This window comes from Nocardia huaxiensis (assembly GCF_013744875.1).
Lineage (GTDB): Bacteria > Actinomycetota > Actinomycetes > Mycobacteriales > Mycobacteriaceae > Nocardia > Nocardia huaxiensis.
The window spans coordinates 6,604,514-6,625,866 of the sequence record NZ_CP059399.1 but is presented as its reverse complement, the minus strand read 5'-3'; the positions used below and the strand labels follow the sequence as shown (position 1 = coordinate 6,625,866).

Genomic DNA, 21,353 nt, shown 5'->3' with positions numbered 1-21,353 from the left:
CTGTCAGCCCGGCAGCTGGAATCGGGCGTCGTGCAGCGCTTTCCAGGCCCGCCCGGGTTTGCGGGGCACCTGCTGCTCGAGGTAGCGCCGCAGCCGGGCCAGATCCTCGGGATCGTCCTTGGCGGCGGTGCCGGCCAGGCAGTGCACGATATCGGCGGCGTCGCCGGAGCCGCCACGCAGATACCAGCCGCGCAGGCCGACCGCATGTGCCACGGAGACGGCTTCGGCGGTACTCATGACCGCCGACATGCGATCCAGCGCGTCCCCGGATTCGGTTGCGCCGGTGCGGAGTTCGCGGAACGCGGTGACCAGCACCTCGAGCACGTCGCGCGGCGGGGCCTGGGGAACCCCCGAGCGGCGCAGCAGGTTCCCGGCCTCGGCCTCGACCAGTGCCAGCTCGGCCGCGAAATCGCTGATGGGGAACACGGTTTCGAAGTTGAATCGCCGCTTCAGCGCCGCGCTCATATCGTTCACGCCCCGGTCGCGCGTGTTCGCGGTCGCGATCACATTGAAACCCTCGGTGGCGTACACCATTTCGCCGAGTTCCGGAACCGCCAGCACCCGATCCGACAGCAGCGACAGAATGGAGTCCTGCACTTCGAGCGGGCAGCGGGTGATCTCCTCGAACCGCACCACCTTCCCGTCCCGCATCCCGCGCATCATGGGCGCGGGCACGATCGACCGCTCCGACGGTCCCTCCGACACCAGCAGCGCATAGTTCCACCCGTACCGGATCTGATCCTCGGTCGTCGCCGCACCACCCTGAATGGTGAGCGTCGAATCCCCCGAAATGGCCGCCGAAAGCAATTCGGACAGCAGCGATTTGGCCGTCCCCGGTTCACCGGTGAGCAGCAGCCCACGCGTGGTCGCCAGGCTCACCAGCGCCCGATCCACCAGCGAGGCATCCCCGACGAACTTCCGCTCGATCCCGAGTTTCGGATCACCGACGATGAACCGCTTGGCCGCGTCCACACTCAGCGCCCACCCGGGCGGCGTGGGCGCGGTATCGCTGTCGCGCAGCCGCGCCAGATCGTCGGCCCACCGCAATTCGGCGGGCGGCCGCTGCATGTGCTCGGTCGTGGTGGTCAACGATGCTCCTGCGGGTCGTGTAGGTCGAGTGGTTGAACAGTCCTGCGGTTCACGCGATTACGGCTTCCAGGTCGCGCACCAGTTCCGAGGCCGGGATCGCGTCCAGCACACCGAGAGGGTGGCAGTCTTCCTTTCTGCACCAGCGATGTTCGTTGCCGGTATCGGTCACCCAGACTCGTCTCAGCACTTGGTGATTGCCTTTGATATCCGGTGGTTGCCCGGCGCTGAAGCCGGGATCGAAGTGAACGACGATCGAATGCCCGTTCCCGAGAACCTGATAGAAGCAGGAGATGTCACCGGCGTCCTGGGGTGATTCGCGTCCCCAGCCGCGGTTGACGAGTCGCATGGCATTGCCGGACGCGAACTCGATCCCCTGGAATCGGTCGAGATGGATCTCCGTGGCCTCGGCGTCGGTGAACCGGTGGATCTCGCGGGTGAGCTGCGGGAAAGGTTGCAGCAGTTCGTAATCGGCGAAGATCTCAGCCCACGCGGCGAGGTCGTCGCCGAGGTGCAGCGGATGGGCGACGCCGACGGTCGCGTCCGCGGCGAGCAGGAATTCATTGTCGTGCGCATCCGCCAGGCTGCGGTCCTCGGCCAGCCGGAACGCGCCGGTGATCGTGCCGTCGGCGGCGAACGCCACCCAAACCAGTCGGCGGGTGAGCTGACGGACGAGCGGATGGTCGACGAACAATCGCGGAAACTCGTCCGCCGTCCAGCGGCGACCCCGCACCATGGCCTGTTCCAGCCGTCGGAGTTGCCCGCCTGCAATGGCTTTCACGTCCTTCTTGAAAGCCGCGAAGGCTTTGTACGCGGCCGGCGCGAGTTCCGGATCATCATTGACACCGGGTTTGGGCAGGGATTTGCGGGGTGCGCCATCGGCATCGCTGACGGTAGGGCGCAACTGTTCATCGAGGCCGATTCGGAAGCCACGTGGACCGTAATCCAAAGGCAGCGTGCCATCCTCGCTCAGCCCCAGGTCGGGGACGAGCCGGTCGGCCAGCTGCTCGGTGGTGAGACCGCGGTCCCGCGCGATCCGCTCGATCATGGTGTGCGCGGTCGATCTGATGCCGTTGAATTTGACCTTCTCGGCAATGCCATTGAGCTGCATGAGGGCGATATCCGTGCCGATGGCGGCCAGCACGTTCAAACCGGCCACCGCGCGCTGGTGCGCGCCGTCGCCCGGCCAGACGCGAATGAGCGGAGTGAGCCGCCGTGCGATGTCGTCATCGCCGAAGTCCGCGAGCGCGCGCAGGATCCAGCCGCCCGCGCGCGGGTAGTCGACCGCCCGCCAGGCTTCGAACATTCCCCACGCGAACTCGGTCAGCGATCGTGGATCGGCGGCTTCCTCGACCACCTGGACGCCGGCGTATCCGCCCTGCTCCTTCGCGATCGCCAGCATGGTGCACACTGTGGTCACCGCGGGCACATCCAGCGCGGTCCGGCTGTCGCGTAGCACGATCGGCGGCAGTGCGGCCGGCATCAGCCAGGACGGCAGGACGGGAATCTTCTTCGGCAGATGGAGCATCGGGTCGGTGACGAGCTCGGCTCGCAGCGCCTCGAGCGCCCGCGCGTCGTATGCGGCGGCGGCCTCGAACAGGGCGTCGCGGTGCCCGCGCCGTGCGAGCAGATGCAGTGCGTCCCACGCGTATTTGCGCGGCCGCACCGCCTTACCGAGGGCGGCGGCGATCAAATCCGCTGCCGCGGTGTCGAGATGGCGCTCCAGCCATTCGAGGGCGGTATCGAATGCGTGGTGCTTGCCGAGCAGTTTGGCCATGAGAGCGGTGACCTCGGACCCGGTGACAGGCGCGAGGATCCCCGCGTGCTGCTCCGGGTCCGCTGCCACCGCTGCGAGGATCACCGGCAGTATCTGCTCACCGAAGCGGCCCAGCAGCCGTGTCATTCCCGAGCCGTCGCGCCCGAAGTGCCGTGGTTCCAGCAGTGACAGATGCGGTGCCACGACTTCGACGGGCGCGCAGGCGAAGAGCGGGACCAGTCCGTAAGCGGCTCGGCCCGGTACGGCCAGGGTGTCGGTGATCAGACTGGACCAGGTCTGCCCGGTCTCGGCGTCCGGTCGCGGCCCGGCGACGCCGGTACGGGCTTCGGCCCACGCTTCCCGTTCGCCCTCTCGCCAGCGGAGCGCGCTGGGTCGTGGGCCGGGAATGGGCAGCACGATCGAGTCGGTCGGCGGCTTCTCCCGCTCCCACGGCGGCACTCGCAGAATCGCGGGCAGTTCATCCGGCGTGGCGATGCCGTTGTAGGGAACGACGCTGGGGGCAGGTTCCACCGCGATGCCGAGTTCGGCGGCCAACTCCGGATGAGCGTGCGCCTGAGCGCGCAGGAGGGCGGCGGCGCCCGCCGAACGCGAGGAGTTCGCCGCGAGCAAACGCAGTGCGCGGCGCGGGAATCGGATGAGCGCGGTGTGTAGCGACGCGCGCACGGTGTTCCGTTCGAGGCGTTCGAGCAGGATCGAAAACGCCTGATCGGTGGGGAACTGCGCGAGCATCCCGGCCAGCACCCGCTGTGTGTCGGGCCCGATGCCGGTGTTGTCCAGGGCTTCCGCCATGAATGGCGCGACCGCCGGTCCGAGGTGGGCGGCCACGGTGTCGCGCAGATGATCCCAGTCGAACAGGACACCCCCGGCCGGAGCCAGCTCGGACAGCTGCCCGGCCGTCGTCGCGCAGCAGATCAACCCGGTCCGCGCGTCATCCCGCGCATGGGACTGAAATTGTTCGAGCGCCGGGATGTCCGCGTCGAGCCAATGCTGTTCGGTCGGAAACAAATACGTCGTCGCCAGCCGGGCGGCCAGGGGATGCGGAGCGACGCGGTACGCGGCGAACCGTTCGACGGCGGCACGGTACTCCGGCTCGGGCAGCTCTGCCAGTGCCGCGCGCACACGCCGCAGGACGGGAGTGCTGTCGGCGGAGTACGGCGCGCCCGGATGAATCGGGTGCAGAGCGTTGACACCGCGATTGGCGTGCGCGGGCATGATGAACAGACCGGCCAGCTGGATCGCGGCCTCGGTGGCGAAGATCAAGCCGTGCTGGGCGATCCAGGCATCCACGATCGTGTCAGGCGTGTGTCGCCTGCCGTAGCCGTATCGGTAGACATCGGTGATAATGCACGCGAGCGCGGCAGCGCCGAGCGGCGACTCCAGCCCTTCCCCGGGTGTCGCGGCGTCCGGCGCCGGCTGCCGGCCGTACCCGAGCGCGGCCGTGCCCGCCGCCGCAATGTCGGGGAAGCCCTGGGCCGCAGTGTTGTTCAGGATTCCGGGAATACGCCCATGCGCCAGGTATTCCCGGTAGGTGGCGACGGCGGAGGCGTCGATCGCTCTGGGTCGTGCGGGTCCCCGGCCTCGGAACCGGTCGGCATGCGCCCACCACTCGTCCGGCACCACCCACGTGTCCTCATCGAGCTGACGCACCACTGTCAACGCTGTCCCTCCCCGGATTTCGATCCTTGCTCACCGCACTGTAATAGCGGGCGCTGACAAAGGGATCCGTTGGGCGCGGCCGGGCCTGGAGTGTTCGGCCCCTGCTCTGAGATCTCCGTCTGGGTACGGTGGGACGGATAGTGTTGTGCGGGAGGCGGATCGGCCTGGCGCCCCTCATTGTCGCCAGGCCGATCCTGGGGGCGATCAGCGTTTTGCGATCGCTTCGAAGACTGTCGGGTCGACGAGGGTGGAGGTGTCGCCGAGTTCGCGGCCTTCGGCGACGTCGCGCAGCAGGCGACGCATGATCTTGCCCGAGCGGGTCTTGGGCAGCTCGGGGACCACGTGGATCTCCCTCGGACGCGCGATGGGGGAGATCTCGCGCGAGACCTCGGCCTTGAGTTCGGTGACCAGGTCCTCGCCGGTGTCCTTGGCCTCGGCGGTGAGGATCACGAACGCCACGATGCCCTGACCGGTCGTCGCATCGGATGCGCCGACGACCGCGGCTTCGGCGACACCGGAGTGGCCCACCAGCGCGGATTCGACCTCGGCGGTGGAGATGCGGTGGCCCGAGACGTTCATGACGTCATCGACACGGCCCAGGACCCACAGGTCGCCGTCGGTGTCCAACTTCGCGCCGTCGCCGGCGAAGTACCAGCCCTGCTCGGCGTACTTGGACCAGTAGGTGTCCTTGTATCGCTCGTTGTCGCCCCAGATGCCGCGCAGCATCGACGGCCACGGCTGGTCGAGGACGAGGTAGCCGTTGGCTTCGGTCTCACCGAGGGTGACCGGGTTGCCTTCCTCGTCGACGACTTTGGAGGAGATGCCGGGCAGCGGGGTCATGGCCGCACCCGGTTTGGCGGCGGTGACGCCGGGCAAGGGCGAGATCATGATTGCGCCGGTTTCGGTCTGCCACCAGGTGTCCACGATCGGAGTGGTGTTGGCGCCGATGACTTCCCGGTACCAGCGCCACGCCTCCGGGTTGATCGGCTCACCGACCGAACCCAGCAGTCGCAGTGAGGAGAGATTGTGCGACTCGGGAATCTCTTTGCCCCACTTCATGAATGTGCGGACCAGTGTGGGGGCCGTGTAATAGATGGTGACGCCGTACTTTTCGATGATCTCGAAATGCCGGTGCTCGTTCGGGAAGTTCGGGGTGCCTTCGTACACGACCTGTGTGGTGCGATTGGCGAGGGGTCCGTACACGATGTAGGAGTGCCCGGTGACCCAGCCGATGTCGGCGGTGCACCAGTACACGTCCTGGCCGGGCTTGTGGTCGAACACGTAGTGGTGGGTGTAGGAGGTCTGGGTGAGGTAGCCGCCGCTGGTGTGCAGGATGCCCTTGGGCTTACCGGTGGTGCCGGAGGTGTAGAGGATGAACAGCGGGTGCTCGGCGTCGAACGCCTGCGCCTGGTGCTCGGGCGAGGCCAGCGAAACGGTTTCGTCCCACCAGATGTCGCGGCCCTCGGTCCACGGCACGTCGATGCCGGTGCGCCGCACCACGAGCACGTGCTCGACGCTCTGCGCGCCGCCATCGGCCGAAAGGGCTTCGTCCACAGCGGCTTTCAGTGGTGCGGCGGTCCCGCGCCGCCACTGCCCGTCGGTGGTGATGACCAGCTTGGCCTCGGCATCGTCCACGCGCTGGCGCAGCGCACTCGGTGAGAACCCCGCGAACACCACCGAATGCGTCAAACCCAGACGCGCACAGGCCAGCATCGACACGATCGCCTCCGGCACCATCGGCATATAGATGGCGACGCGATCCCCGGCCCGCAACCCGAGCGCGGTCAACGCATTGGCGGCCCTGGACACATCATCCAGCAGTTCGCCGTAGGTGATGGCGCGGGAATCCCCGGGCTCGCCCTCCCAGTGGATGGCCACCTGATTCCCGTGCCCGTCCAGCACATGCCGATCCACGCAGTTGTACGCGACATTGAGCTTGCCGTCCGCGAACCATTGCGCGAAAGGCGCGTCGTCCCAATCCAATACCCGCGTGAAGGGCGTATCCCAGTGCAGCCGCCGGGCCTGTTCGGCCCAGAAGGCGAGCCGGTCGGCCTCCGCGCGGTCGTAGAGCGCGCCGGTGGCATTGGCCGTGGCGGTGAACTCCGCGCTGGGCGGGTAGCTGTCGGAATGGGTGGCGACGCTGGACAATTCGGTACTCCTGGTCGGGAAACGAGTGGACGGGCCCGGGGACGGCGGGCGAAATCAGTGTGCGACGGCCTTTTCCGCGCCGACACCGGTGAGCGAGCGAACCTCCATTTCGGCGGCCTTGACCGGGTCCTCGTCGCTCTTGCCGACGAAGGTGCCGATAACACCGAGCAGGAAGGCCAGCGGAATCGACACGATGCCCGGGTTGGACAGCGGGAACCAGTCGAAGTCCAGCTTGGGCAGCATGGCCGACTTGGAGCCGGACACGGCCGGGGAGAACACGATCAGCACGATGGTGGAGATCAGGCCGCCGTACATGCTGAACAGCGCACCGGTGGTGTTGAACCGCTTCCAGAACAGCGAGAACAGAATGGTGGGCAGGTTCGCCGACGCGGCCACCGCGAAGGCCAGCGCCACCAGGAACGCGATGTTCTGACCATTGGCGAGAATGCCGAGCCCGATGGCGATGACACCGACCACGACCGCCGTGATCCGCGACACCTGAACCTGTTTGGCCTCATCGACCTTGCCGCGCTTGATGACTCCGGCATAGATGTCGTGCGCGAAGGACGCCGACGCCGTGATGGTCAGACCGGCCACCACCGCGAGAATCGTGGCGAAGGCGACCGCGGAGATGATGCCCAGCAGCAGCACGCCGCCGAGTTCGAAGGCCAGCAGCGGGGCCGCGGAGTTCTGCCCGCCGGCCGCGCCCAGAATCGTGTCCGGCCCGACGATGGCCGCCGCGCCGTACCCGAGCACCAGCGTGAACAGGTAGAACGCGCCGATCAGCCCGATCGCCCACACCACCGAGCGACGCGCCTCCTTGGCGGTGGGCACGGTGTAGAAGCGCATGAGCACGTGCGGCAGACCGGCGGTGCCGAGCACCAGCGCCAGGCCCAGCGACAGGAAGTTCAGTTTCGAGGTGCCGCTGCCACCGTACTGCGCGCCGGGTGCGAGCACATCCCGCGAGGCCACGCCCTTGGTGGTCGCCTCCGACACCTTCTGCTGCGCCGAACCCAGGATCTCCGACAGGTTGAACCCGAACTTGCTGAGCACCACGACCGTCATGAACGCGGCGCCGGTGATCAGCAGCACGGCCTTGATGATCTGCACCCAGGTGGTGCCCTTCATGCCGCCGACCAGCACATACACGATCATGAGAATGCCGACCACGGCGATCACGACCGCCTGCCCGGACTTGGACTTGATATCGAGCAGCAGCGCCACCAGACCGCCCGCGCCCGCCATCTGCGCCAGCAGATAGAACAGCGACACGGCCAGGGTGGTCAGCGCGGCCGCGGTGCGCACCGGCCCCTGCTTCAACCGGAAGCTCAGTACGTCGGCCATGGTGAATTTGCCGGTGTTCCTGAGCATTTCGGCCACCAGCAGCAGTGCGACGAGCCACGCCACCAGGAAGCCGATCGAGTACAGGAAGCCGTCGTAGCCGTAGACGGCGATGGCGCCCGCGATGCCGAGGAAGCTGGCCGCCGACAGGTAGTCACCGGCGATGGCCACGCCGTTCTGCGGACCGGAGAACCCGCGCCCACCGGTGAAATAGTCTGCGGCACTGGCATTGCTGCGGCTGGCGCGAATCACCACGACCATGGTGACGACCACGAACAGCGCGAAAATGGCGATATTGGCGGCCGGATTGCCGACCGTGGCGGTGGCGGCGAGGTAACTGGTCACGCCTGGCCTCCCTCGAGCTCGGAGCGAATGGCGGCGGCGCGCGGATCCAGTTCCTTATTGGCGAATCGCACGTACAGGCCGGTGATCAGGAAGGTGGAGGCGAACTGCCCCAGACCCAGCAGCAGCCCGACATTGATGTTCCCGACGACCTTGGTGGCCATGAAATCGTGCGCGTACGCGCCGAGCAGCACATACACCAGGTACCAGGCCAGGAACAGTGCCGTCATGGGAAACACGTAGCGCCGCAACCGGTTCCGGAGGTCCTGGAATTCGGGACTGGCCTGCATGGCGACGAATTCCGCGGGCGTGGGCGTATGCCGCGGCCGCGTGCCGTCGTCGAGTTCGGTGGGGCTCATGGTGGTCCTCGCATGTGATGTGGCTTACTGCGCAGCACGGTAGCGAGCCGAGCATGACCGAAACATGATGTGGTGTGGGTCACTCGGCGAAGCGGCCGGACTGTGCGGTGAACGGTCGCTGTGCCGCGACGAACGGTCGGGGGCCGGCGATCACGCCGAACGCAGGCCGCCCTCGCGATCGGCGCCCATGCCGAGGCGTTCGGAGGCGTGCATGCGCACGAAGATGCGGGCGACCTCGCGGGCGGGCTGACGGCGCGAGAATTTGCTGACCAGGATGGTGGCGGCGAATGCCAGCGGAACGCTCACGGCCGCCGGATAACTCAGCAGCGCGGCGGGCCAGCCGTGCGCCACGGTGTCGGGGACATCGCCCAGCACCGAGACCATGACCGCGCCGCCCGCGGTGAGTCCGCCGGTGACGAGCCCGGCCGCCGCGCCGGTCGCGGTGAGCCCGCGCCACCAGATGCCCAGCACGAGCAGGGGACACAGCGTGGACGCGGCCATCGAGAAGGCCAGGCCCACCGTGCGCGACACATCCAGGCTGGCCACCGCGAAGGACAGACCCAGCGGCACCGCGCCCGCCACCACCGAGGCGGCACGGAAATCGCGGATGCGGCCGCGCAGCACATCGGTGCTGAGCACACCCGCGATGCTCACCAGCAGGCCCGAGGAGGTCGACAGGAAGGCGGCGATGGCGCCCGCGGCGGCCAAGGCGGCCAACAGCTTTCCGCCCAGTCCCGACAGCATGGTGCTGGGCAGCAGCAGGACCGCCGCATCGGAGGTGCCGGTGATCAGCAGCTGCGGCACGTAGAGCCGCGCCATGGCCCCGAGCAGCACCGGGAACAGATAGAACATGCCGACCAGAGCGATGACGGTGAGCGCGGTGCTGCGGGCGGTCCGGCCATCCGGATTGGTGTAGAAGCGAACCAGCACGTGCGGCAGGCCCATCGCGCCCAGGAACAGGGCGACGATGAGCGAATACACCTGATACATCGGATGCGGCCCGCCGAACCCGCCGCCCGGCCGCAACCAGGATTCATCGTCGGCGGGGGCTCCGGTCACCACCGGAACAGCCGCGCCCGCCTCGAGGATTACCGTTGTGCCCGAACCGAATCGGTGCTCACCGGGAGTCAGCGTGAACACACCGTCCACCGGCCGCCCGTCGAGTGAGCCCGTGACGGTCATCCGCTGCGGCGTCTCGCCCGCCAGCCGCACGACCACATCGGTGGTGATGTCGACGGTGGCGCGCTGGGTGACCGTCGGCGGCGCGGGCACCCCCAATTCCTTGTCCCCGCCGAGGAAATGGCCGAGCAACACCAGCGCGGGCAGGGCCAGCGCGGTGAGCTTGAGCCAGTACTGGAATGCCTGCACGAACGTGATCGACCGCATCCCGCCCGCCGCCACATTCGCGATCACGATCACCCCGACCGCCACCGCGCCCACCCACCCCGGCACCCCCAGCAGAATGCGCAAAGTCAGTCCCGCACCCTGGAATTGCGGAATCAGGTACAGCGCACACACCAGCACCACCAGCACCGCCGCCAGTCGCCGCAATGGCACCGACCCGAGCCGGAACTCCGCGAAGTCCGGCACCGTGTACGCCCCCGACCGCCGCAGCGGCGCGGCCACGAACAGCAGCAGCCCGAGATACCCGGCGGTGAACCCCACCGGATACCACAGCGCATCCGTCCCATACTTGGCGATCAACCCCGCCACACCGAGAAACGAAGCAGCGGAGAGATATTCACCGGAGATGGCGGCAGCATTGAGCCGCGCGCCCACCCCGCGCGACGCCACCAGAAAGTCCGAGGTAGTGCGCGCGACCCTGATCCCGTACGCCCCGATGGCCACGGTCGCCACGGCCGCCAGCAGCAGCGCCGCCAGCGTGAGACCCGGCGTGGTGGAAGCGCTCACGCGCACCACGTCCTCGCGCGACGGCCTCGATACCCGTGCATACCGTCGACCACAACCAGCATGGGCAGGTCTGTTCCCCGTGTACTCGAGCGAATCGTGCCGGTGCGGCGCATCCCGGTCCCGCCAGCGCGGGCGCGAATCCAGCTCTCGCGGTACATATCAGTCCTCCGCCAATGCCGCGAAGTCCTGTTCGTTGCGGTCGGCCAGCCGTACGTATACCCGCCCCGCGGCATACAGCAGCGGCGCCGCCAGCACCCCGAGCACCAGCCATGGCACGGGCACACCGAAAACCATTGCCCTGCGCACGATGTCGACAGCGAACAGCACCGGCAGCGCCGCGACGACAGCTAGTACGATCAGTCCGACTCGCACCGCGAGCCCGAATTGTGCCCGAATCAGTCCGCTGATCAAGGCTTCCCCGATTTCGGTCTGCTCCGCGACCTCCACCTGTGTACGCACCATACGAGCCCCGCGCCGCTCCGCGAGCACCACGCGTTCGCGTACGACCCGCTGCGGACCCACCATGGTGCGCAGGACGGCGGCCGCTCGTGGCGGAGCGGCTCGACCCGCCTCCGGGTGTGCGGGCCGTTCGGATTCGGTTCGCGTGTGGTCGTCGTGGGCCCCGTCGGATTCGGTTTGTGCCCGGTCGCCGCTGGCCGGTTGGGCGGGATGCTGTGCCGGAGGGCAGGGTTCAGATAGGTCGGGGTCGGTCATCGGCTGCCGGTCTGTTTGCGGGGGCGGTGGACCAGGCGCTGTTTGAGGTCGCGGACCTGGCGGCGGGCCACCGGGAGTTCGATGGCGGGGGAGTGGCCTTCGGCGCGCAGGCAGACGACCGTGCCGGTGCCGACCGTGCGCAGGCCCGTGACCATGCGCAGGGCGATCAGGTAGGAGCGGTGGATCCGCACGAAACCTGCTTCACTCCAGCGGGATTCGAGCACCGACAGGGGGATGCGGACCAGGTGGGCGCCGGTGGCGGTGTGCAGCCGGGCGTAGTCGCCCTCGGCCTCGACCCAGGTCACGCCGGAGCGCTCCACCAGGGTGGTGACGCCACCCAGTTCGACGGGGATGACTTCGCCGGAATCGGCGGGGGACTGTCCCTCGGCGTGGTCGGTTGCCGGGCGGCGATCGGCGCGGGCGGCGGTGATGCGGCGGACGGCCTCGGCGAGGCGGGCTTCGCGCAAGGGTTTGAGCAGATAGTCGGTGGCACCGATCTCGAAGGCGGCGACCGCGCGATCGTCATGGGCGGTGACGAAGACAACCGCGGGCGGGTTGGCGAAGGCGGCGAGAATGCCCGCGAGCTCCATGCCATCCAGGCCCGGCATATTGATGTCGAGGAAGACCGCGTCGATGTCGTGGGCGCGCAGCAGCCGCAGCGCGGTGGTGGCATCCGGGGCGGTGCGGACATCGCCGACTTCAGGCTGGGCGCGCAGCAGATACACCAGCTCGTCCAGAGCCGGCTGCTCGTCGTCGACGGCCAGCACGCGCAGCGCGCCGGGGCCGGGGGCGGTGGTCGGTGTCACAATCGGCCAATCGTAGGCCACGAATCGTGCGATTCGGGCAGGGTCCGGTCAGGCATCGGGCGAGGTCGGGTCGGGCACCCGTGCGAAGTCCGGTCAGGCAGTGATACCCGCACGGAACTTGGGTACCCGCATGCTCACCTTGGTGCCCGCCCCGGGCGCGGTCTCCACCACCAGGCCGTAGTCATTGCCGAAGGCGGCCCGCAGACGGTCGTCCACATTCGCGAGACCGACATGGGCGGCCTCGAATCGGGCTGGGCCGCCGCTGCTTTCGACCGCGTCCAGCGCACCCGAGCGCAGCAGCTCCGGATCCATGCCGACGCCGTCGTCCTCGACGCTGATCACGCAGTCGGTGCCCTCGTCCACGGCGGCGATGCTCACCGTGCCGCCACCCGGCCGCGGTGCGAGCCCGTGCCGGACCGCGTTCTCGACCAGGGGTTGCAAGGCGAGGAACGGCAGCACCACTCCCAGCACCTCGGGCGCGATCCGCAATCGCACCTGCAGGGCGTCGCCGAAGCGCGCCCGTTCCAGCGCGAGATAGCGGTCGATATTGTTCAACTCGTCCGACAGCACCGTGTATTCGGCGGCCGACCGGAACGAGTACCGCGTGAAATCCGCGAATTCCAGAATCAATTCGCGCGCCCGCCCCGGATCGGTGCGCACGAACGACGCGATGGTGTTCAGCGCGTTGTAGATGAAATGCGGACTGATCTGCGCCCGCAGCGCCCGCACCTCGGCCCGGTCCAACCGTGCCCGCGACGCATCCAACTCCGCCAATTCCAGCTGCCCGCACACATATCGGGCCACCTCCGCCAGCGCCCCCAGCATCCCCGGCTCCGGCTGCCCGCCCGTGACGATCCCGAGCACCCCCACCACACCGGTGTCCTCGATCAGCAGCGGCTGAGCGGTCACCGTGCGCCGCGGATACTCCCCGCTGTCGCCCGCGATCACCAGAATCCGGCGCTCACCCGCCACGGCCTGCCGCGCCGCATCCAGGAACACCTCATCGAGATCCCCGTGCACCCCATCCCACGCCAGCAGCCCACCCTCCGGATCGGCCACCCCCAGCGCCGCGGCCCCGGTCAACGCCCGCAAATGCGGCGCGGCCTCCTCCGCCGACTCCACGGTCAGCCCGGCCCGCAACGGCCGAGCCGCCAGTGAAGCGGTATGCAGCGTCGAATGCACGGCCCGTTCCGCCGACGTGGTCACCGTCCGCCGCGTGCGCGGCCACGCCAGCACCGCCCCGGCGATCAGCAGCCCGGCCACGATCACCGCCACCGCCGTCACAGCGTGCGCTCCGCGTCAGTCATGTCCGCATTATCGCCGCTGTGGCCGTGCTACCGAGTTCCTAGCCGCCGTCATCCCGGCATGCTTTCAGCCGGGATCCATAGAGCAACGTGCGCTATCCGTGTCGATCCCGGCCAAGGACACGCCGGGATGACGAGGGTTGCGCTGACGACATCGCCGCACGAACCGCGGTGGCTGTCGTCTGTCGGCCGGGCACGTCACTTTGCTGGAACAGCGCGCCTACGGTATTTCGCCGTTCAGCCAGGCGAGGTCGCGCAGGATTTCGGAGGTGGTGACCGGGTCCAGGTCGGCGAAGGTGAGGTTGCCGGTCGTGCGGCGGGTGGGGCGTAGGTGGGCGGTGAAGGTTTGCGGCGGGGAGGAAGGGAGGGCCCAGGACCAGAGGCCGGGGTTGGCCGAGAGGTGCAGGTAATGGCCTCGGGGGAGGGGCTTCTCGAATTCGTGGACGGCGCCGCCGTCGCCGGTTTCGGGCGGCAGCCAGCCGCGGGCGGTCAGGCCGAGGAAGCGGGGGCCTTCGACCTCCCGACCGGTGTCGGGGATACGACCGACGGCCAGCAATTCGACCGGGAGAGTGTAGGTTTCGCGGCCGAGTTGCGGGAAGGGCTGGAGCAGTTCGTAATCGGCGAAGAGTTCGCCCCAGGCCGCCGCCTCGTCGGGGAACTGGATCGGATGCGGGACGCCCAGCACTGCCGCCTCGTCGAGGATGAATTCGCTGTCGTGGCTGTCGGCGAAGCTGCGGTCCTCGGCGATGCGGAAGGTGGAAACCAGTGTGTCGCCGTCATATACGCCCCAGACCAGGCGGCGGGTCACATGCCAGCGCAGGGGGTGGGCGATGAAAAGGGTGCGCAGTTCCTCGACGGTGAAGCGGCGCTGGGTGACCATGGCGCGTTCGAGCCGGCGAATCTGGTCGGCGGCCACTGCTCGCGCGCCGGCCTTCACACGGTTGAATTCGCGCTGGGCTTCCGATGCGAGGGCGGCGTCGTCCTTGGCATTGGGTTTCGGCAGTGCGGCGCGGGTTTTGCCGTCCTCGGCGGCGACGGTGGGGCGCAGCTGTTCGTCGAAGCCGATCACGAATCGGCGCGCGCCGAAGTCCAGCACGGCGGTGCCGTCGGCGTTCAGGCCCAGGTCGGGGACGAGACGGTCGGCCAGTTGATCCGCGGTGAGGCCGAGACGTTCGGCCACCGCGGCGATGCGTTCCTGCGCGCCTTCGCGCACCCGCTTGGTGCGGACCTTCTCGCCGAGAAATTTCAGGGCCAGCAGTGCGCTGTCGGTGCCGATGGCGACGAAAGCGTCCAGCGCGCTCACCGACCGCGGATCGGATCGGTTGTCGAACACGTGCTTTCGCAGATCGCGCACGGTGTGGTCGGTGCCGAGGGAACCCAGCGCGTCGTACACCCAGCCGTGGCGGGTGGGTGCGCCCGCCTGCTGCCACTGGCGGAACAGCTCCCAGGCCATGTCGCCGAGTGAGGTCTCGTCGCACTCCCGGCGCACCTGCGCGACACCGGCGTACGGTTCGTGGGGATCGGCGAGCATCAGCATGATCAGCAGGTTCTCGATGCCCGTCCGTGAGATGAGCTGACCGTCGCGCATGCGAACCACCTGCAGCGCGGTCGTATTCACCCATTCGGGAATCGAGGGCAGGCGGGTGGGCAACAGCGTGAGGGAGTCGGCGGCCAGTATCGCGGCCGTCGCCTGCTCGGCGTTCTGGCCGTATTCCACAGCAGCGGAACGCACTTCATCACCATGACCGAGCTCGTCCAGCAATCGCAGCACCCGGATGGCCAGGCGTCGATCCTTGGCCGCGGTGCCGACGGCGCGCGGAATCAACACTTGCGCGGCGAAGCGGCTGTGCCGACGCAGGTACCGCAGCGCCGATCCCCGCAACGTTCGCCGGTCCAGCCGCGCGGCAGCCACGTCGACCAGTTCGGCGCTGGCGTAGACGAGCACCAGGTCTTCCACATCCGCATCGCGCGGGCTGTCCCGATTCAGTTGCGCGACAACATGATGGAACTCCGCTTCGAACGTCGCCGCACCGGCGCGCAGGGCGGGCTCGGCATTCCACAGCGGGAATCGGTCGACCGTGCGCAGTATCGGCAGCGCCCGTTCGGGTCCGGCGAGGACCAGCGCGCCGAGCTGTTCGCCGGTGAGGTAGCGCCGATCGCCGATGCCCGCGAGCGTCTTCTCGACGTCGCGGTACTGGTCATGGCGCACCAGGCCGCGCCACTCCTCCTGCTGCCCCGGCAACCACGCACAGTGCACCCCGGACGGTGCGACCAGTCCGGCGACAGTCCCGGCCTTTCTGCGTTTACGCGCGTCCCACGGCGGATTTCGCAGAATCTCGGGTGCGGTGTCGGTGTTGCGGACCGCGATGGCCGCCAGCTCCCTCTCCGCGAGTGCGACTGTCGCGTGCGGCAGCTCGCCGAGCTCGGCGCGGACGAGATCGGGGTGTGCCTCGATGTGTTCGCGCAGGAGGTCCTTGTGCGCGGCGGCGTCGAGCAGGTGCAGTGCCCGGCGCGGAAAACGCTGGGTAGCCTGCCGCAGCGCCGGTCGCGTTTGCGGCGTCTCCGAGCGGGCCGCCAGCGCGGTGAACGCGGCCTCGGTGGGGATCACCGACAGTGCCTCGGCCGCAGCGGTTTTCAAATCCCGCGGCAGGTCGTAGTGGTCGAGCCAGGAGGCCAGTGCCGCCGCCGCATCGAAGCCCACGCCGTTCACCACGGTGATCGCCGTGGCGGGGGCCGTCAGCGCGATCTCCCGGACCGGCAGCCACAGTTTCCGGCACATCCGCTCGAGCCGATCCAGCTGATCGACGTCGCAGGCACTGTCCACCAGCATGCGCGCATTGGCCAGGTGGTAGCTCTCACCCACCATCGCGATGTCCGCCTCCACCCAATCCCGCTGCGAGGGCAGCAGATACGAGGCCACGACCCGGGCTTGATCCGACCCGGCGCGCAGCCGCTCGAGCAGTTCCAGCACCGGATCCAGCTGTTCGGGCGAGCAGGCGGCGAGCAGATTCCGCAGCGCCCCGAAGGCCAGCACCCCATCGTGCGGCTGCCCCCGCATCCACTCGTTCGGCGGCAGCCACAGCGGCCCGGTATGCGCCCGAACCGCTACTTCGACGGCATACTCCAGCCCGCGTGTAACGCTCCAATGCTGATACAGCGCAGCGGAATCCGCGTACTTGCGGCGCTTCGACACCGTGCCGTCGCCCCAGCCGAGGTAGGTGCGCCGCGCCAGCAGCGCGGCGGCCACCTCCACCGGCAACTCCGCCACCCCGCCCGGCAGCCCCGGCGGTGTGCGGCGAAGCGGCTCCGGATCGCGCAATTCGAGCTCCTGCACCGCGGCCGGATAGAACTCCAGGCAGGCATCCGCCCGCACCGCCACCTCGGCGGCATCGAACGACGGCTGCGGCGGCGTCAGCAATCCGTCACGCCGGTACAGCAGCATCTGACGCTGCTTGACCGTCGGCTCGAACGCGTCCTCGGCGTCCGCGCTGCCCTCCCTGGCAGCCGGCCGGGAATCAGCGGTTGTCATCGAATCCCCCGTCTCTACTCGGCAATTCGGCCCCGACTGTAGCGACCGGTACCGACAGGGCGGCGGGATCGGCACCGGCGATCGAACCGGGCCGGTTATGCCGACTGGCGGGGCCGCAGCCGGGTCTCGACCGCCGCGAGGACGTCCGCGCCGAATTCGGCTGCGGTGCAATGGATTGCCTCGCGGTGTCCGACTCGGCTCAGGGTGTCGAGGGTGGTCCAGGCGAGGGTGCGCTGGCGCTGTGGGGCGTCGACGGCGGCGGCCACGAGATCCGGTGCGGCCGTGCCGATATGGCGGGCGAACCAGGCCAGGCCGTCACGCTGGGTGCGATAGCCCCGCAGCAGGCGCGCCATGACGAAGGTGGCCGCGGTGCCGTCGACGGGGAGCAGGACCGAGGCATTGTCCGGATCGCGCTGCGCGGCCCGCACCATGACGGTGACGGCCTTGTCGCCGAAACGGGCCAGGACGCGGCGCAGGGTGGACAGGCCGCGGCCGCCGAAATCGATCGAGTTCAGGACGTGGCCGTAGGGCTCGACGAGTTCGAACGGGGCGGCGGCGAGCAACCACGGGACCTGCTCCCCGTGCGCTTCGCGGGCCGCGAACACGCGGTCGATCTCGGCCTGCCAGCCGTCGCCGGGTTCCTCGTCGTCGTGCATCCAGGCCCGCTCCCAGCGGGCCTGTTCGCCGTCGGTCCAGTGCAGGGCGGGTGGTGCGGGCGGGCGGAGTCCGGGCAGCACGACCGTGCGCGGCACAGCGCGTTCCCATGGCGGCATCCGGAGGAACTCCGATAGTTCGCCCGTTCCGAAGTAGTGCGGTTCCGACATGCTGGCCCTCCCCAGTTTTCGAAAAGCGCGTGACTCAGTTAGTTAGGGTAACCAGCTCGCGCAAGACCTCCGCAGCCGTCACCCGAATCAGCTCGCCGGACACCGGCCCGATTCCGCCGCACGGTTCACTTCCCCGCGACCAGCTGATGCAGCTGGCGCAGCAGCTCCGATTCGGTGACGGCTTCGATGCCGGCGAAGGTGCGGGTGTGTTCGGTGCGGTCGAGACGGTACTCGTGGCCGGTGGGGGCCATGCGGACCGAGATCTTCTGTTCGGGGGAGTCGTGGGCGTCGCCGGCGTAGATGCCGGGGTCCATATCGATGACGACCGAGCGGCCGTCACCGAGCGGGCGCACCAGTTCGGCCCAGACGCCGCCGTCCCATACCGGGCCGCGCTCCCAGCCGAAACGATCGAAACCCAGCAGTCGTCCCGTGGGGACGGATAGGTTCTGGAACCTCGGCAGGCTGTCGCTCGCGCGTTCCTCCGCCGTGAAGCTGTAGGTTTCGCGCTGGAGCTGCGGAAACGGTTGCAGCAGTTCGTAATCGGCGAACAGTTCGCCCCAGGCCGCGAGGCTGTCCGTCAGGTGCAGCGGGTGCGCCAAGCCGACCACGGCGTCGTCGGCGACGGTGCGGGGATCGTCGGCCGCGTCGGTGTAGGTGCGGTCCTCGGCGATGCGGAAGGAGCCGGTCACGATGCCGCCCTCCTCGATGATCCACACCAGCCGCCGGGACAGATGCCAGACCAGGGGATGTTCGACGAACAACCGGCGGTGCTCGGCGGCGGTCCACCGCCGGGCCGTCACCATCGCCTGTTCGAAACGCCGGATCTGGTCGGCCGCAGCGGATTTCACCTCCTTCTTGAGCGTGGAGAAGGTCTTGTAGGCGGCGGGGGCCAGCTCCGGATCATCCTTCGCACCGGGCTTGGGCAGGGCCTTGCGAGCGGTGCCGAGCCGCCAGACGCCGTCCTCGGCGCGCATCGCGTCGGACACTGTCGGTTTGAGCTGCTCGTCGAAGCTGACGATGAAACCCCTTGGGCCGTAATCCAGCATGAGGCTGCCGTCGGCGTCGAGCCCGAACTCCGGCACCAGCCGGTCGGACAGCTGCTCGGGCGTCAAGCCCAGCCCGGCCGCGACCTCGGCCACCTTCTCCTGCGCTTTGGACTTGAGCGCCTTGAACTTCACCTTCTCGGCGATCCCGTGCAACTGCATGAGCGCGAGATCGGTGCCGAGCGCAGTGAGCACGCCGAGGCCCGACACCGCGCGGGCATGGCCGGATTCGCCCGGCCATACGCGGATGAGCGTGCCGAGCCGCCGGGCGGTGTCGTCATTGCCGACGAGTCCCTGCACATGCAGCACCCAGCCGTCCTTGCTCGGGTATCCGGCCAGCCGCCACAGTTCCATGAGCGCCCAGCCGAATTCGGCGAGCGAGGCCGGATCGGTGGCCTCGACCAGATGCGCGATGCCCGCGTAGTCGCCGTTCGGCCCGCACATCGACAGCATGGTGCACACCTCCCGCGTGGCGGCGGCGGGCAGCACGGTGTCACGGTCGCGCAGGGCGAGTGTCGGAAGCAGCTCGGGCACCAGCCAATCGGGCAGTTTCGCGATCTTGGCGGGGAGCACGTGCAGCGGATCGGTGTCCAGCACCGAGGTGATGGCGGCGGCCACCGGAGAATCGAATGCCGCTGCGGCGCTCTCGATCTCAGCGCGACGGCCGCGCTGGGCGAGCAGTCGCAGCGCGTTCTCGGCCAGCCGGCGGTCCTTGCCCGGTTTGGCCAGCGCGGCCGCGATCAGATCCGGCAGTGCCGCAGCGAGATTCCGCTCGAACCAGGCCAGGGCGTCGGCGCGGGTCTTCCGGCCGTCCAGCCAGCGCGTCATCGCCTGCGTGACCGGGGTGCCGACCGCGGGCAGCAGAATGGCGCTCAGCTGGATCGGATCCGTCTGCACGGCGCGCAGCACGTAGGGCAGGCCCTCCGCGTCGAACCTGGCCAGAATGCGGCGCAGGGCGCCCTCGTCATGCCAGGCGCGACCGGAGGTGACGGTGGCAAGATGCGGGCGCACCAATTCCTCAGGGGCCGCGGCGAACAGGCGCGACAGCTCCCCGCCGTAGCGGGTATTCGTCCGCACCTCCTTGATGAGGTGCTTTTCCCAGTCGCTCGCGTAGCCGTCCCAGACCCGAATGCGGATGTTCAGCCAGTCCTCGCGCTCACCCGGCAGCCAGACGAGGGCCGGGGTACTCGGTGGGGTGAGGTTCGCGACCGTGAGTTGCTTACCTGCGGTGCGGACGCGCTGCCACGGTGGGTTGCGCAGGATCTCCGGCACCTCGTCCGGGGCCGCCGTCCGGCGTCCGTCGGCGTAGGCCACATCGGGCGGCAACTGCGCGAACAGGCCCGGATGCGCGTGCGCCAGCCCCCGCAGGATCTGCCGGATCAACGGTGACGTGCCCGCCTGCGCACCGAGCAGGCGCAAGGCGCGTCGGGGAAAGCGTTGTGCCGCTTCGATCACCACCGGAACCACCTCGCGGTGACCGATCTGCGAGAGCACCGCGCTGAACGCCGAGTCGGTGGGAAAACGCGACACGAACCGCGCGAGACCGGCTGCGGTATGGCCGCTGTTGCCGCGATGCCGCAGCATGCGTTCCAGCGCCGGCGCGCAGTCCGGACCGAATCGCAGCAGTGCCACAAGCAGATGCGCGTCCGGGGAGCCGGCGAGGTCGAAATCCTCCGGGGACAACGCCGCGGTGAGGGTCTCCAGATCCGCCAGGGGGAGAGCCGAGGCCGTGAGGGCGCTGAAGCGGTGCCGGCTCCCGGAATACCCGGCCGCCTCCGCCGCGTCCTGGTGCGCCCATACCTCCTCCGTCGGTGCGAGGTACGAGGTTGCCAGCCGAATGGCCAAGCCGCCCGGCGTATTCCGCAGCACCTCCAGCCGCGCGACGATCGCCCGATACTCCGCCTCCGGCAACTCCGCCAGATGTGCGCGCATCTCGATCACCGGGGTCGACACCGACCAATAACCATCCAGACGGTCCAGCGGCAGCTGTTCCAGCCACGCGACCCGGCGGCGAGCGGTGTTGTCCCAGAACCACTGCCCTGTGAAGCTCGCGTGCCATGCGGCGGCCTCCGCCGCGAACGCGGGCCCGCGCTCGGCGACCCAGGCGTCGGCCGCGCTGTTCCGACTCGGGGCGTGCTTCTCCAGCGCGTAGGTGACCACGGCCGCGCCGAGCGGTGAACAGGCCGCCGGATCCGCGAGCGCCTCCTGCCCGGCTCGCGCGAGCACCGCGTCCCCGTGCAGAGCGGTCTGCTCGAGGGTTTCGACCACGCGATCACGGTGTGCGGCAAGCAGATCCGCGTAATCAGCGGAGGCCGTCGGCGAAGGCGTGACACCCCGCGGCGGCGTCACACCGCGCGTCGGCACGGCCCAGCGCAGCCATTCGCCGGGCGTCTCCCAGCGATCCTCATCGAGCCGGCCGGAGTCGAAAGTCGTTGTGGCGTCGAGCATGGTCCCTCGCATCGTGGAGCGTTGACGCAGCGACTGTAGCGACCGCCACCGACATCGCACACCGA

At 68.9% G+C, this 21,353-nt stretch carries 12 protein-coding genes; all 12 read right to left on the bottom strand.

Annotation, left to right across the window (positions count from 1 at the left end):
* Positions 1-3: 3 nt before the first annotated feature.
* Positions 4-1,068 (bottom strand): ATP-binding protein, encoded by a 1,065-nt coding sequence (locus tag H0264_RS30125; RefSeq protein WP_181585927.1) that lies wholly within the window; start codon positions 1,066-1,068, stop codon positions 4-6.
* A gap of 70 nt (positions 1,069-1,138) precedes the next feature.
* Positions 1,139-4,513 (bottom strand): DUF4132 domain-containing protein, encoded by a 3,375-nt coding sequence (locus H0264_RS30120; protein ID WP_244976298.1) that lies wholly within the window; start codon positions 4,511-4,513, stop codon positions 1,139-1,141.
* Between the two features lie 210 nt (positions 4,514-4,723).
* Positions 4,724-6,667: an acetate--CoA ligase gene (acs, locus tag H0264_RS30115; RefSeq protein WP_181580681.1), complete on the bottom strand. Its 1,944-nt coding sequence runs from the start codon at positions 6,665-6,667 to the stop codon at positions 4,724-4,726.
* A 54-nt stretch (positions 6,668-6,721) separates the two neighbouring features.
* On the bottom strand, positions 6,722-8,353 hold the full coding sequence (locus H0264_RS30110) for a solute symporter family protein (RefSeq protein WP_181580680.1): 1,632 nt from the start codon (positions 8,351-8,353) through the stop codon (positions 6,722-6,724).
* A complete protein-coding gene (locus tag H0264_RS30105; protein WP_181580679.1) occupies positions 8,350-8,709 on the bottom strand; it encodes a DUF485 domain-containing protein in 360 nt (119 codons plus the stop codon). Before H0264_RS30105 ends, H0264_RS30110 begins: the two co-directional genes overlap by 4 nt.
* 150 nt (positions 8,710-8,859) lie before the next feature.
* Entirely contained in the window at positions 8,860-10,620 is a 1,761-nt protein-coding gene (locus tag H0264_RS30100) for a sodium/solute symporter (RefSeq protein WP_181580678.1), read from the bottom strand.
* Positions 10,621-10,779: 159 nt separating this feature from the next.
* On the bottom strand, positions 10,780-11,145 hold the full coding sequence (locus tag H0264_RS30095; RefSeq protein ID WP_181585926.1) for a hypothetical protein: 366 nt from the start codon (positions 11,143-11,145) through the stop codon (positions 10,780-10,782).
* Between the two features lie 185 nt (positions 11,146-11,330).
* Positions 11,331-12,140 carry a LytR/AlgR family response regulator transcription factor gene (locus H0264_RS30090; RefSeq protein WP_231084807.1) on the bottom strand — a complete coding sequence of 270 codons (810 nt, stop codon included), beginning with the start codon at positions 12,138-12,140 and terminating at the stop codon, positions 11,331-11,333.
* Between the two features lie 93 nt (positions 12,141-12,233).
* Positions 12,234-13,424 carry a sensor histidine kinase gene (locus tag H0264_RS30085; RefSeq protein ID WP_181580677.1) on the bottom strand — a complete coding sequence of 397 codons (1,191 nt, stop codon included), beginning with the start codon at positions 13,422-13,424 and terminating at the stop codon, positions 12,234-12,236.
* Between the two features lie 240 nt (positions 13,425-13,664).
* A complete protein-coding gene (locus H0264_RS30080) occupies positions 13,665-16,973 on the bottom strand; it encodes a DUF4132 domain-containing protein (RefSeq protein ID WP_181580676.1) in 3,309 nt (1,102 codons plus the stop codon).
* Between the two features lie 95 nt (positions 16,974-17,068).
* Positions 17,069-17,797 (bottom strand): hypothetical protein, encoded by a 729-nt coding sequence (locus H0264_RS30075; RefSeq protein WP_181580675.1) that lies wholly within the window; start codon positions 17,795-17,797, stop codon positions 17,069-17,071.
* A gap of 125 nt (positions 17,798-17,922) precedes the next feature.
* Positions 17,923-21,288 (bottom strand): DUF4132 domain-containing protein, encoded by a 3,366-nt coding sequence (locus H0264_RS30070; RefSeq protein WP_181580674.1) that lies wholly within the window; start codon positions 21,286-21,288, stop codon positions 17,923-17,925.
* Positions 21,289-21,353 lie beyond the last annotated feature (65 nt).

Bases quoted from the DNA above. Each gene is read 5' to 3' on its own strand.
- H0264_RS30105 (WP_181580679.1), bottom strand. From the start codon at position 8,709: ATGAGCCCCACCGAACTCGACGACGGCACGCGGCCGCGGCATACGCCC.
- H0264_RS30080 (WP_181580676.1), bottom strand. From the start codon at position 16,973: ATGACAACCGCTGATTCCCGGCCGGCTGCCAGGGAGGGCAGCGCGGAC.
- H0264_RS30125 (WP_181585927.1), bottom strand. From the start codon at position 1,068: ATGCAGCGGCCGCCCGCCGAATTGCGGTGGGCCGACGATCTGGCGCGG.
- H0264_RS30075 (WP_181580675.1), bottom strand. From the start codon at position 17,797: ATGTCGGAACCGCACTACTTCGGAACGGGCGAACTATCGGAGTTCCTC.
- H0264_RS30070 (WP_181580674.1), bottom strand. From the start codon at position 21,288: ATGCTCGACGCCACAACGACTTTCGACTCCGGCCGGCTCGATGAGGAT.
- H0264_RS30095 (WP_181585926.1), bottom strand. From the start codon at position 11,145: ATGGTGGGTCCGCAGCGGGTCGTACGCGAACGCGTGGTGCTCGCGGAG.